The following is a 13610-nucleotide window of genomic DNA, read 5'->3' on the forward strand; positions in this document are numbered from 1 at the left end:
TACTGTTATCAGTAGGCCTTTTTTCGTTTATCGATTTATATTAAACGAGCTGCTGAAAGTTTGTTTAAAAGCATGTAAACTTTTGCCCAAGCTAATTTGATGTGCAAAACGGACAACACCAGACATGTACGAATCTTTTTATGGCTTAAAAGATAAGCCATTTCATCTAACGCCAGATCCCACTTTTTTCTTTGCAAGTAAACTGCATACACGAGCACTATCTTATTTGAAGTACGGTATCGGTCAGGGTGAAGGTTTTATCGTGATCACTGGCGCAATTGGTACGGGTAAAACGACTATTGCGAATAGTTTGTTATCTGATTTAGACCAACAAAATGTCAAGGCGATTCAAATTGTCACACCTAAATTAAACCCTGACGACCTCATTACCGTGACAGCTGCTAAATTGGGGTTAGTCACAGAAAACCGCAGCAAGGGCGAGTTGTTGCAAGGAATTGAAAAAGAATTAACCCAGTTAGTCAATTCCAATCAACGAGCGCTATTAATTGTTGATGAAGCGCAAAATCTTCCGCTTGAGTCGGTCGAAGAATTGCGTATGCTATCCAACTTTCAGGTAAATGGTAAACCATTATTACAAAGCTTTTTACTAGGTCAGCCAGAATTAAGAGATTTATTGCAATTACCGTCAATGGAACAATTCCGACAAAGAATTGTTGCATCATGCGATTTAAAGCCGCTTAATGCAATCGAAACGCATGAGTACATAGAATTTAGGGTTAATGCTGCAGCAGGTAAAGAACTGAAGTTGTTTTCTGATGAAGCGATAGAGGCGATCTATCATTTTACCACGGGTATACCGCGTAGAATTAATACAGTCTGTGATCGAATTTTGTTATATGGATTTTTGGAAGAAAAGAATTACTTAACTGAAGTTGAAGCAAAAACAGTAATCGACGAAATCGTTGAAGAATCAGTCGAACAAGCTCAACCTTCTGTGCCAACTCAATCTGCTAGTAATAACAAAGATGAGGTTAAAGAGAGTCGCTCTAGTCAAAAAGAATTGGATATCAGCAAAGAAACCTTGCTGGAGGATTTAGCGCCACCCCAAAGTAACAGTGCTAAAGGTAACTATCAAGTTCCACCAGATGTGACCCAAGACATTACCCACCTGCGTAATATGATCCAAGAAATTCGCGCAACACTTGAAACTTCCATTGAATATAAACTCAAAGTGAGCCGTTATATTGATAATGCGATTAATCGAAAGTTGAAGCAGCTTAAACAATTGGCGAGTGTCGAGATGGAAGAAGGCAGCCAAAAAGCTGATTCAGACATTACTGACGAAGATGTTACCGCTAAAGATTGATTAAGAGTCGTCAACCTTGCTCGTGACGACTCGTGGAAAAAGCTAACTGTTGGTTTTTAGATCAGTCAGTTGATACTTTTCTATAAGCGAGTATAAGGTTGGCCGGGTAACGCCAAGCATTTCCGCGGTTTTTGACATATTTTGTTCAGCGAGATTATAAGCTTGTCTAATCGCGTTTGACTCGGCAATTTCACGAACTTCCCTAAGGTTTAATGACTTAAGCTCGCTGCTGTTATTGTCACCACTAACAAATAGACCGAGGTCTTCCGCTGTTATAAAAGGCGTATCGGCCATTACCACAGCTGATTTGAGTTTGTTTTGCAACTCTCGAATATTACCTGGCCATTTATGCTGTAACATTGCTTGTTTAGCATCGTCACTAAAACCTTTAATGCTTTTATTGTATTGTTCGTTGTAACTATCTATAAATGATTTTGCCAGTAGGAGCACATCGTTTTCGCGCTCTCTTAGCGGCGGAATGTTTATAATTAACTCACTGACACGATAAAACAAATCTTCCCTAAAAGTTTGTTCCGTAGACATTTGTTGTAAATTTCTGTGTGTTGCACATATTACGCGGATATCGACTGAAATTTCTTCTCTACCACCAACGCGTTCGATCACACGTTCTTGTAAAAAACGCAGCATTTTGGCTTGCAATGGTAATGGCATATCACCGATTTCATCTAAAAACAGTGTGCCGCCTTGGGCCATTTCAATCTTACCTTTAGTGGTTTTCGCTGCACCAGTAAATGCACCTTTTTCATAACCGAATAACTCACTTTCGAGTAAATTTTCTGGAATTGAAGCACAATTTATCGCGATAAATGCTTTGTCGGAACGGTCACTATGGTTATGAATAGAGCGTGCAAACACTTCTTTACCTGTGCCACTTTCACCTAAAAGTAGCGTGGTGATTTCGGTTTTGGCAATTTTTTCCGCACGCTTGGTTGCCGCTAAAATTGAAGGACTATTGCCAATGATTGAGCCCATCGACGCGCTCACTTTACTCAGTCGTCGGTTCTCATTTTCTAAATCAACTAAATTAAACGCTCGGTGAATTATGGTATTTAGCGTGTCAACATCGACAGGTTTTTGATAGAAATCATACGCGCCAAGTTCAATTGATTTTAACGCATGTTCTTTGTCTGTATTGCCAGTCAATACAATTACTTTAGTTGATGGGGCAAGTGAAAGTATTTCAGTTAGTGCGGCTAAGCCCTCCGATGCGTTGGCAGGATCGGGCGGCAAACCTAAATCTAACGTCACAACTTCTGGCTCGTATCGTCTAAGCTGGGCAATTGCACTTGCTCTATCATCAGCAAATACAATCTCGTAATCAGAAAGGCCCCATTTTAATTGTTTTTGAATGCCTTTATCGTCATCTACTACCAGTAATCTGGACATTTAACTTTCCTAATATTTATTATTTTGGTAATTCTAAAATAAATTCGGTGCCTTGGTTTTCAACAGACGAGACCAACAAGCTGCCACCGGCTTGTTCAGCATAAAGTTTTGCATCATACGCGCCTATACCCATACCCGCATTCCCTTTTGTAGTCACAAACGGTTTAAACAGTTTGTTTTTTATAAAGTCGGCTGACATGCCAATGCCAGTGTCTTTTATCTTTATTTTAATTGTATCAACCAACTCGACTAACTCGACGTTGACATAACCATCGTTGGCTGTTGCTTGTTGTGCATTGTCGATAAGATGGTATAAAACATTTGTCAGTTTTTCTATATCGACTTTCACTTCAATTGGTGTTTCACTGATTAAATTAGGCAAGGGATGAATGTTTTGGCACCTTTGTTGAATTAACTTGGCCACTTCATCGGTTAAATTAATTGTGGATAATGCATTATTCTCTTCCGTTGATTTATTCATAAGTTGCGCGAGCATTTTTTCCATTCTTTCTTTGCTGTAGCCTAATGTTTCAAAAGTGTCGTCAATAAACTCTGGGTTGTGTTTATGTTTTTCTGCGTTAGCCAAAATCATGTCGACTTGAGCTAACACGTTTTTCAAATCGTGAATAACAAACGCTGACATCCGGCTAAATGCGGCAAATTGAGCATTTTCGGTAATTTGTTTATTCGCTTCGTGCTGAAAGAGGTAATGCCCGACCTGAGTGGTGACAACTGACATATAATCTCTTATCTCCCAGTTAAAATTCAAGTATTCACCGCCGCTGTGATTGAGGCACACAACACCCCAGAGTTTTTCTTGATGATAAATAGGGACCACAACATGAAAGGGACTATTATCTATCAGGTTATATGGAATGGATAAACCGGGGTAGTGTTGGCTATTACTTTGATAGTCTTTGAGATCAACGATCCAATTCGTTTTTTCAATAAAAGGTAGGACTAAAGCTAAAATTTGCTCACAGCTGTTAGGCTGATTCTGTTGCTGTAAGTTTTTATCAGCAACTGCTTGCAACTTTCCTAATCTATTTTTGTATAAAGCACCGACATCGTATTCGATTGAAAACAGAAATACCGTCAGCGCGCGGTTGTAATAATCGTCTTGATTTTGCAGTGGTGAATTGAGTAAGTTAGTTAGATTTAGCCACTGCACACGGTAGTCGAATTGGTTTGCAAAAAAATGTTTTTCTAAAAATACTTTAAGATTTTTTTTAAGAGACTCAGAGATAAATAAGGCAAACAATAAAGTAAAAGCAAGCGCAACAAATATGCTTTGTACCATGCCCGTCCATTGCGACTCGATACTTTTGATATAGTAGCCAGCTAGTGCCATCAGGGTGAGGTAGACGCCAGCTGCTAACAGTAAACTACTTTGAAAAACCATTTCGCGAGAAATGTATACCTTGATGCCTAATGTCTTAGAGCGTTTGATTGACCAAAGCAACAAAGGAACCAGTGCTGTGTGCAAATAACCTCTGGCTAACCACATATCTGGGTTTACTTGCAGAACTAAACTAGCATTGGCAAAAATAATAAAATCAAATATTAATAGGGTGCCGAGAGCAAGAATCAGTGGTTTTAACCCCCATAGCTTACGATCTGCTTTGCGGTAGAGTATTTCAAGCAAAATCAGTGACAACACAGTTAACGACAAGTAACCAATATAAAACCAAGCTTCACCAATAAGCTTAAGTTGCCCTAGAGTTGGGGTGAAAATAGTGACAAGTAAAATGATAATCGAATAACGAGACAATAGAAGTTTGTTAAAATTCCAGCCATTATTCAGTAAGCTGAGCAATAACAGCCCTGTGCTACCCAAACGTAAGCTTTCAACCCAGATAATGCTGGATGTGGATAAGTCACTTGTCTGCTCTACTAAATGCCCCAGCGACCAAATAAATCCGCATAGGGCAAATAAGACGAACAAAACATATGCAGATGATTTTTGCTTATTTACAATACCCAACAGAATTAATGTGAAGTAAGCGAATAAGGCTGTGGCAAAACCTAGCCAGTTAATAATTTCCATAAATTAAGTGCTTGATAAATAATTTGCTTCGGTCACAATATTAATTAATTAAAACCAAAGCTCAATCATAGTGTCGAATATTTTGACATTGTTTTTCGATAAGGGCGCGGTATGGCTACATTAGACGTACAATAGCCTGATTGAATTTAATTTTGCTGTTTGAGTGCTGAAGGGGTTATGAGATAGTTAGGTTAGTATTGCTTTTTTGATTTCTACCCACAGAACACGAGTTTATATCTGGTTGGTTGTGTCGGGATCCTTTACAGTGCTTTTGTCGAGCTTGAAAAAGGTGTTTTAAATCAGGTGTTTAATTGTTGGTTTGTTTTTTGCATATTTGGTGGATAAGGTATACTATTACTAGTAAATGGTATTTGAGCGACTCGTTAAGTACCATTTAAATTAATTTAGGAGTTCTTGGCGTGAAAGGCAGAAGACAATTTTTAGCACGTACATCAGCTGCCGCTGTTGTTGGGTCTATTCCAGCTAAGTCTGTTTGGGCGGCAAACGGGATGTTGAATTCAATTGTGGCTTCAGGACACGGTTCGGATTTCACTTATCACCGCGACATTAGATTATTGAGGCCGTGTTCAATTAAAAATGTATTAGAAGACCCATCACTTGGTTTAGGGTCTTATGATTTGAACTTTTATGAGACGTTTAACGAAGGACCTAATAAAAAATTCTCTGAGATTTTAGATTGTTATTGTTGTCCAATTGATCCAGTGACTCTGAATAAGGATATTAGTAACGTTGTTTTTTTAGTTGTAAATGGTACATCCCAAAAGCAAATTAAAATTGACTATACAGTAACTACTCGGGTCTCGACTCATCCTATTGGATATTACGCTGCTGTAGAAGCAGCTGCGGGTGGTTCAGGTTGGACTGTCCAAGAATATGTTATCAAGGCAGGTAACCCCTATCATAGCAATCCAGCTAAAAGAGGGTTTTTCTATCATTCAACCGATGGTTATATCACAGGTGATTCAACAATAAATTCAACAGGGTATAACGGGTGGTATAAAGGCTACTCTGGTATAACAGAACTAAAAAATCCGAGCTATGAAGCAGGTGGCTTTGCAAACAATACTTGCGATGAAACAACTGTCCTTATGGCTACAATATATTTAAACGCTGTATTGGATTATGAATTCAGAGGGAGCTCAGACCCTAGAGCGTGGCAGGGAGAACATAATATTTTTTATCCTATATTGCGATATCCAGCGACTTATACAGACGTCAATAATTTGATTACAAGCATAAAAGATACCCAAACAAAGAGCCAGCTTGGTGCAATATTTGCCGAATATGGTGTAGACAACTTTGGTGATTCATGCAGTTAGTTGTTGTCAACTGATAAAGCTATTTTGCTCACCTATTATGTGAAATAGGTGAGTTTTTTTATTACTTTTCGTTTTAGTGGCGTGTGATTCTTGTTTTTAAAGCAGCATATCCTGTTTAATGAGTTTTCAGATGGAAGTGGTGTCGTTTTATTTAATCCCACTAACGGAGCTGTTATTGGTATTCGATATTCGATCGAGCAGTTAGTGCCACAAAATAAAGATGTACCGGAATCGTTAATTAATGACCTGATAAAACAAGGTTTTTTACAAGCAGTTAAGGTTAGCTAATTGAAGTCATTAATCGATTTTGGTGCAGTAAAAATCTATATTGATTGCTCTGTCAAGTTGGCTGAGCGAAATATAAATCATCTGTACCCATCATATGTTCTTGAAGATAACACTGTACCTCCAGACTACTTTGTTTCATTAAAGTATGGCGGTGGCATTCGCCGATTTGTTCGTAAGCAAGTGTTATTTGAACAAGATAGCAAATCTCACTTTAAGCCTGTTCCCGAAAATCATGCTTATGCTTCGTTTGAATGGGGGTTAAATTATGTGGTATCGAATTATGCACAAGAATTTTTAACGATTCATTCAGGTGTTGTTGCAAACAACGACAAGGCTGTTATTTTCCCAGCCCCACCTGGTTCTGGAAAAAGTACGTTAACCACCTATTTAATGGGGTTGCCTGGCTGGCGTTTACTTTCTGATGAAATGGCTCTGATGTTGCCTGAAACAAGCTATATCCAGCCACTTATCAAACCGGTGTGCTTAAAAAATAATTCAATTGATATTGCAAAAAAGTGGTTTCCAGATGGTAAATTTTCGTCAATAGCATCAGCAACAGCAAAAGGTGACGTTGCTCATCTATCCCCGCCAGCGTCCAGTTGGCAACAACGTGACCGGGTTGCTAAAGCAAAGGCGATCATTTTTCCTAAATATACCCCAAACAAAAAAATGGAAATATATAAGCTTGATAAAAATCAAGGGTTTATGCAGTTAGCTGAAAATGTAATTAACTTGTCGCTGCAGGGAGAGAGAGGCTTCAACACATTGACGCACTTGATTGAAAATACTGAGCAATTTGAAATACTCTACAGTGATGTAAATGAAGTTAAAGATTTTATTGAGCAGGACCTGCTTTGAGCAAACATAAGATTTCTTCACAACAATTATTTGACTTGTTAGCCGACAGTCAGAACGCGTTAGATTTGAGTGATAGTGATTGGGTTGATGTTATTAGGATCTTCCGTTCAGAAAGTGTTCTCGCTCGATTTGCTTGCCAACTTGAAGAATCAGGCGTTATCACCCAATTACCGAGTTATGCGACTAAGCATTTGGCGAATGCAAAGTTGGTTGCGCAGCGTCAAGTATCATCTGTTCGGTTCGAGTGTGCAGAAATCCTTCATATTGCAAAAAATACATGTGAAAAACTTTATTTACTAAAAGGTGCTGCATACTGCTTGGCTAGTTTGCCTGTTTCGAAAGGGAGAACTTTCTCTGATATTGATTTGCTGGTGACTAAAGATGTGCTAGCACAAACTGAGACGTCGCTTAAACTTCATGGTTGGTTATCCGAACCATTGTCCAAATACGATGAGGCGTATTATAGAGAGTGGGCGCATGAAGTACCACCAATGAAGCATTCGGGGCGGGGCACTGTTATCGACCTTCATCACAATCTATATTTGCCTGTATCAGGACGAGCACCTAAAGTTGAACTGTTTTTAGAAGGTGCGATTGAGACAGATGGCTTTCATATATTACGGCCGGCCGCAATGACTTTACATGCAATTATCCACTTAATGTTAAATGATGACTTAAAACATGCATTTCGTGATCTAAATGACTTACATTTGATGATGACTGAATTTAGCAAGCAAGCGTTTTGGGAAGATTTATTAGATTTAGCTCACAAATCCGGATTTGAAAATGAGCTGTTTTTAGCTTGTAGATATTGTAGGCACTTTTTTAAAACCTCCATATCGACGGAATACCTAACCAAGTTAGCTAATATGCAAAACATGAATCAATCGGAGATCAAGCTGTTAGATAGGTTCTATGCACTTGCCTTGTCACCAAAACACTATCTGGTTAAAAGGGCATCAGCTAACTTTGCTGAGCTTGTTATCATTACCCGCGCTCACCTTAAAAAAATGCCAATCAAAATCTTACTTTATCATACTGCGTATAAAGTTTACCGTTCTGCTGTCGAGTCTTTGCTAGGTAAAGCATTTTTTGAAAAATCAAACTCTTAACACCCCCGTTAGGTTTAATGCACGGGGCTATTCCAACAGCGCCCGTAAATATTTAACGGGTATAGCGTAAGTAATCGCGCTAGGGGCGGATAGCACGTTTTCTTTGCTTTGTTTAACCAAAACCTTGTTGATAACCCCGATAACTTCACCTGTTGATTGCAGATATAACGGGCTTCCACTATTGCCAGGGTAAGCAGTTGCGTCTAATTGGTAAGTCATCCATGGCGCTTTTAAACGCTTTAACCTCGCAATATTGAGTTGTGTACTTGTTGCTGCTGGTACTGCTACTGGGGTTACAGCACTAATTATCCCTCTGTGGGTGACTGGGTATAAACCTAGCACGCTGCCAATTGGGTAGCCTGTAAAAGCAATTTCGTGACCCTCTTCAACAAGGTTGTCTCCTTCAACAAAGTTGAGTGGCGGCAGTTTGTGAGTGGTTAATTGGAGAATTGCTAAATCATGCTCTTTGTCTGTTTTTACCAGCTTGGCAAAATCTAACTTAGGTGTTTTTCCTGTACCAATAAAAACCACAATCGAGCTTTTATCTCCAGAAATTATTTCAGGGATAACATGGTGATTAGTTGCAACTAATCTGCCATCTCCAATGGCAAAACCAGTACCGCGCACTTGTGCTCGCGGCGAGCTGGTCGGGCTATAAACACCAATCGCTACAATCGAAGGTTTAATGCTCTTAATTGTTTGTACTAATGGCTGGCTAAGGGCATTAAATGATAAAAATCCTAGTATAAATAACGCGTAACAGGTACATTGTTTAACCATAGTGATTATTTCCTTAATTGACGTCACAGTTAGGTAAGATGGACTTTTTATTCGCCCTCAAAAAAATTATTGGTTTGGTGTTATCACCGCTTCCGTTATCGTTAATCTTGATTGTTATCGGATACGTATTTTTATTCAAGCAAAGCGTAAAGGTATTATGGGCAAAGTCATTTATCGGTAGTGGCTTATTTATTTTATTCTTGTCTTCATTACCTATTTTTTCCCACGTTTTGATAAAACCAATAGAGTTTAGTGTAAAAAAATTCGACGCCTCAAAAATGCCAGTAGCAGATAACATTGTGGTGTTAGGTTGCTACAGTACCGAAGATAAAGCATTACCGCAAATAGCTAATATACATGAATGCTCGTTATATCGCATTGTAGAAGCTTATCGTTTAAGTAAAGTTTATCCACAAGCTGCCGTTATATTGTCTGGTTGGGATAAAGGAGATGACAGAACATACAGTCACCCAGAATATCTAGCGAACTACTTAATTCGCTTAGGGCTACCGCCACAGCGAATAACATTGTCGGTTGGCAACCGTGATACAGTAGATGAAGCAAACGCATTAGCGAAACATATGCGTGGTAAAAATAATTTGATTGTCAGTTCAGCGAGTCATTTTAAGCGAATTAATAAAATATTTGCTCAGCAAAAACTTGATTTTACTCCGGTTCCTACCGAATATTTAACAAAAGATAAAGTGCACTGGCATTGGCAGTTGTTTTTACCACAAGCAAACGCGTTATATACAAGTCAACGCGCTTGGTATGAATATTTGGGGAATTCATGGGAATCCATAAAACAAATGTTTGCCAGCAGTTAAACGAGATTACAATGGAAGCGCAAAATAGTATTAAAATTGTTCCAGTATTTTCAGGAGGCGGTACGCGGCTTGCTGCGCATATTGGTATTTTACAGGCACTTAAAGAGCTGAAAATTTCTTTCTCGTGTTTAGTTGGCGTTTCCGGTGGTAGCATTATTGCTTCATTGTATTGCTCAGGTATGTCGATTGAGGATATAAAAGCGCTTGCACTTGAAACTGATTTTAGAAAATTTCGAGGCTACAGCCTAATTCGTTTACTAAAAGATGGTGGATTAAGCTCAGGAGATAAGTTTGAAAAGTGGATGGATAAACAATTAAGCGGTAAAACCTTTGCTGACCTGCCGCATGATTTAAATATACTTGCGACAGATGTGAATGGCGGCGGTCCTGTGGTCTTCAATCGTAGAAACACCCCTGAGTTAAAAGTATCCAAAGCCGTGCGTTTTTCAATGTCTATTCCGTTGGTGTTTTCATTTCAAAAATTTGAAGAATATATTTTAACCGATGGCGCAATTTTATCGGAAGATGCTTTGTTTAACGATTGGGCTGGAGATGGCACGCCTACAATTTGTTTTCGCTTAAAAAGCAAACCTGTCAAAAAACAACAACAGAAGCACAGTATATTCCCACTAAAGCGTTATGTGCTGATGTTAGTACGCACTTTTATGACGGCTGTATCCAGAGAATATGTGCAAGCAAACCACTGGCATAGTACGATTATTGTTGATACTGGCAATATATCGCCAGTCGATTTTACAATATCAAATGAACAAAAAGAAGAGCTGTACAAAGCAGGTTATTTAACAGCATTATCGATTATACCTAAAAAGCTTGTGCAACCAGTCGCAAATTAGCCAAGTTAAACTTGTATTTAGTCAGCATTTTTTACATTATTAAAATAATTAAATAGAAGCTAGTAGTTTAGTGTTTTTATGCTTCTGTTTTAAAAGGTTTTTTGTTTTGTGGTGCATTATTTGCATTGGGTTGGAGAAAGGGCAATACTAGCCCGATGTAATGAATTTATTAAGTAGGTGATTTATGAATAGTTTTGTTTCAGCGGTGAAAGCTATTGTTTTGGGTGGTGCGTTAGCATGTGCTCCATTAATGGCTACACCTATCAGTATCGACTGGACAGGTACACCTTACGAGGGCAATGGCACTTCTCCAATTCACCTGCAAAATTTAAATAATGTCGAAGTATTCGAATTCAACGGTGATATATCGGGAGTTTCGCAGGTATCTCAGTTTGATGGTGTAGCAGACCCGTCTGATTATGGTGTTTCTCAGCAGAAAGGAGAGACTCTTTTTGTTTCATCTGACCCTGACGGGGGAACTAAAGATTGGTTTTTACAAGCCGATTTTAGCAACCCACAAATCGGTGATGGCGTCAGCATTAGCTTGAAAAGCAATTGGTACTGTGAGTTTAGTTTGTTTGATCCATGCTCATTCGGCGACTTGTTAATTGATACTGAACTCTTTCAGCTTAACATCTCGTCGCAAGTCACTAACTATGGCGATGGTGATGATTTACTTTATACAGGCTTAGTAAATAACGTTAATAGCGCTTTAGACCCATTCGGGTTTTCAGGGCGTGAGGTTGAATTTAGCTTAATTCAAGGTGCGGAAGTTGACGGCCAAACTGTTGATTTTACTGGAAACGCATTGCTTTCTTTCAATATAGTCGAGGTTCCTGAACCTGGAACATCTTATATTGCATTTATGCTTGCAGCTTTTGTTTTGATGTTCAAAACTAAGAAACGCCAGAGATAAACAGCTATAGTTGCCACTAGGCTTACACTTGAAGTAAAAACAGGCTATATTTAATCTAACAAAAGCTTCTGATCTAAATAGCGAGTTACTTTTATAAGCTCGCTTTACGGAATAAGAATAATTAAATAGCTAACAGATTAATTAGGCTGGTTATGAACCTACAAAAAACACTGTCCTCGCTGTCCAAAAAGCCCATCATAGGCGGCATCTTCAAATTCATTTTGGGTTATGCCGCTAACAAAACAGCCAAAAGCATAGCCCATCACTTTAGCCAATTTTTGCAGCCGCAACTCGCTATCACAGACGAGTTGCAACAAGAATCATATAAAGTGCGCTACAACGTCTATTGTCATGAATTGCACTTTCTAGAAGAAAATGACCTTAAACTTGAGAAAGACCACTTTGATGAACACTCAATTCATGTGGTGATTAAGCACAAATCAACCAATGCAATTGCAGGTACAGTGCGTATAGTTACCTCAGAAAACGAGCAGCAAAAATTGCCATTGGAAGCCTATTGCCCAGACGCAGTTGACTCTCATGAAATGCATCCAGCCAATCAAGAGCGTACTTCGATTTGTGAAGCATCTAGATTGGCTGTACCAGCTGAGTTTAGACGCCGTAACGTCGATAAGTACGATGGTGCAGCGACAGGTGTTATCAATGAGCAATCATATTCTGAGATGGAGTTGCGCTGTTTCCCATTTATTGCGATTGGTTTGTATTTGTGTGCAGCCAACATCACGATTGCCAAAGGCATTGACCACATATACGTCATGATGGAACCTAGGTTAGCTAGGAGTTTACGTTTTGTTGGTATTCCTTTTACCCAAATTGGTCCTGTTGTTGAATATCATGGTAAACGTGCGCCTTTTCATATTGACCCCAGAGTACTGTTGAAGACTTTATCACCTGGTTACAAAATGTTGATGAAAAATATTGAAAAAGAACTAAAACGCCAAGGTTTAGGTCGCGAAATCTAGAAGGAGATCCTAATGTTTGATTATAACAGCGCTTTTTCGCGTAACATTGGTTGGGTTACCAAAGAAGAGCAGCAGGTTTTACGGGGAAAACGGGTTGCAACCGCTGGTGCTGGTGGGGTTGGCAGTGAGCACATTGTTACGCTTGCGCGGTTAGGCATTGGCAAGTTTAATATTTCAGATTTTGATGAATACGAGGTGCACAACTTTAACCGTCAAGCGGGCGCTTTTATGTCGACTATCAATCGACCTAAAGTAGAAGTGATGGAAGAAATTGCAAGTGATATCAATCCAGAACTTGAGATTAAATCATTCCCTGAAGGTATAAATGAAAGCAATGTGGATGAGTTTCTAGCAGACGTTGACATATACGTGGACAGCTTAGACTTTTTTGCATTGCAGGCTAGAAAGCTAGTTTACCGAAAATGTTATGAAAAAAAGATCCCGTTAGTTACAGCGGCTCCGTTAGGTATGGGTACTGCTTTGTTGTGTTTTATGCCAGGCAAAATGAATTATGAAGAATACTTTCGTTTTGAAAACTGTAAAAACGAAGAAGAGCAATATATTAAGTTTTTGATTGGCTTAGCGCCTTCTCTGGCACAAAATTCCTATCTAGTGGATAAAACCGCAGCAGATTTTGCCGCACGCAAAGGCCCGTCTACACCAATGGCGGTAAAAATGTGTGGTGGTGCAGCTGGCACTTATGTGCTTAAAATTCTTTTAAACCGAGGGCCAATTCTTGCTGCACCTTGGGGCATTCAATTTGATGCATACAAAAATGTTGTTAAAAAGACCTATCTGCCCTTTGGTAATAATGGTCTGTTACAGCGCATTAAGTTTCAAATAGCTAAAAAGCTGGTACTCAAGTAGAGAT

General features: G+C 39.0%; 13 protein-coding genes. 10 read left to right on the top strand and 3 right to left on the bottom strand.

Features of this window, described 5'->3' with window-relative positions:
- Window positions 1–124 precede the first annotated feature (124 nt).
- Entirely contained in the window at window positions 125–1327 is a 1203-nt protein-coding gene (locus DS2_RS04650; protein ID WP_035013498.1) for an XrtA/PEP-CTERM system-associated ATPase, read from the top strand.
- A 42-nt stretch (window positions 1328–1369) separates the two neighbouring features.
- Here the strand turns inward: DS2_RS04650 and prsR are convergent, their stop codons facing one another.
- Together prsR and prsK are read right to left on the bottom strand one after the other, a co-directional pair.
- Window positions 1370–2734 carry a PEP-CTERM-box response regulator transcription factor gene (prsR, locus tag DS2_RS04655; RefSeq protein WP_035013499.1) on the bottom strand — a complete coding sequence of 455 codons (1365 nt, stop codon included), beginning with the start codon at window positions 2732–2734 and terminating at the stop codon, window positions 1370–1372.
- 19 nt (window positions 2735–2753) lie between these two features.
- Window positions 2754–4781, bottom strand: a complete 2028-nt coding sequence (gene prsK / locus DS2_RS04660; RefSeq protein WP_051479625.1) for an XrtA/PEP-CTERM system histidine kinase PrsK — start codon at window positions 4779–4781, stop codon at window positions 2754–2756.
- Window positions 4782–5200: 419 nt separating this feature from the next.
- Here prsK and DS2_RS04665 point away from each other — a divergent pair, with 419 nt between their 5' ends.
- From DS2_RS04665 to DS2_RS04680, 4 genes are all read left to right on the top strand, one after another.
- Window positions 5201–6121 (top strand): hypothetical protein, encoded by a 921-nt coding sequence (locus DS2_RS04665; protein ID WP_035013500.1) that lies wholly within the window; start codon window positions 5201–5203, stop codon window positions 6119–6121.
- A 90-nt stretch (window positions 6122–6211) separates the two neighbouring features.
- On the top strand, window positions 6212–6409 hold the full coding sequence (locus tag DS2_RS04670) for a hypothetical protein (protein ID WP_035013502.1): 198 nt from the start codon (window positions 6212–6214) through the stop codon (window positions 6407–6409).
- Window positions 6410–7267 (top strand): HprK-related kinase A, encoded by an 858-nt coding sequence (locus DS2_RS04675; RefSeq protein WP_081754188.1) that lies wholly within the window; start codon window positions 6410–6412, stop codon window positions 7265–7267.
- Window positions 7264–8379 carry a nucleotidyltransferase family protein gene (locus tag DS2_RS04680; protein ID WP_051479626.1) on the top strand — a complete coding sequence of 372 codons (1116 nt, stop codon included), beginning with the start codon at window positions 7264–7266 and terminating at the stop codon, window positions 8377–8379. Before DS2_RS04675 ends, DS2_RS04680 begins: the two co-directional genes overlap by 4 nt.
- Window positions 8380–8406: 27 nt before the next feature.
- Here DS2_RS04680 and DS2_RS04685 read toward each other — a convergent pair whose 3' ends face one another.
- The gene (locus tag DS2_RS04685) at window positions 8407–9159 is read right to left on the bottom strand and encodes a S1 family peptidase (RefSeq protein WP_035013503.1); all 753 of its coding nucleotides are present in this window, start codon (window positions 9157–9159) and stop codon (window positions 8407–8409) included.
- Window positions 9160–9197: 38 nt separating this feature from the next.
- Between DS2_RS04685 and DS2_RS04690 the strand changes: the two genes are divergently transcribed.
- The 5 genes from DS2_RS04690 to DS2_RS04710 all read left to right on the top strand — a co-directional run bounded on the left by DS2_RS04690 (window position 9198) and on the right by DS2_RS04710 (window position 13606).
- The gene (locus DS2_RS04690) at window positions 9198–9986 is read left to right on the top strand and encodes a YdcF family protein (protein WP_035013504.1); all 789 of its coding nucleotides are present in this window, start codon (window positions 9198–9200) and stop codon (window positions 9984–9986) included.
- An 11-nt stretch (window positions 9987–9997) separates the two neighbouring features.
- A complete protein-coding gene (locus DS2_RS04695; protein WP_035013628.1) occupies window positions 9998–10840 on the top strand; it encodes a patatin-like phospholipase family protein in 843 nt (280 codons plus the stop codon).
- A gap of 184 nt (window positions 10841–11024) precedes the next feature.
- Window positions 11025–11756, top strand: coding sequence for a hypothetical protein (locus DS2_RS04700; protein ID WP_035013505.1), 732 nt, complete (start codon window positions 11025–11027; stop codon window positions 11754–11756).
- A gap of 152 nt (window positions 11757–11908) precedes the next feature.
- A complete protein-coding gene (locus DS2_RS04705) occupies window positions 11909–12739 on the top strand; it encodes a PEP-CTERM/exosortase system-associated acyltransferase (RefSeq protein WP_035013506.1) in 831 nt (276 codons plus the stop codon).
- 12 nt (window positions 12740–12751) lie between these two features.
- Window positions 12752–13606 (top strand): ThiF family adenylyltransferase, encoded by an 855-nt coding sequence (locus tag DS2_RS04710; RefSeq protein WP_035013507.1) that lies wholly within the window; start codon window positions 12752–12754, stop codon window positions 13604–13606.
- Window positions 13607–13610 lie beyond the last annotated feature (4 nt).

Source organism: Catenovulum agarivorans DS-2, assembly GCF_000568405.1.
In the GTDB taxonomy this organism is placed as follows: domain Bacteria; phylum Pseudomonadota; class Gammaproteobacteria; order Enterobacterales; family Alteromonadaceae; genus Catenovulum; species Catenovulum agarivorans_A.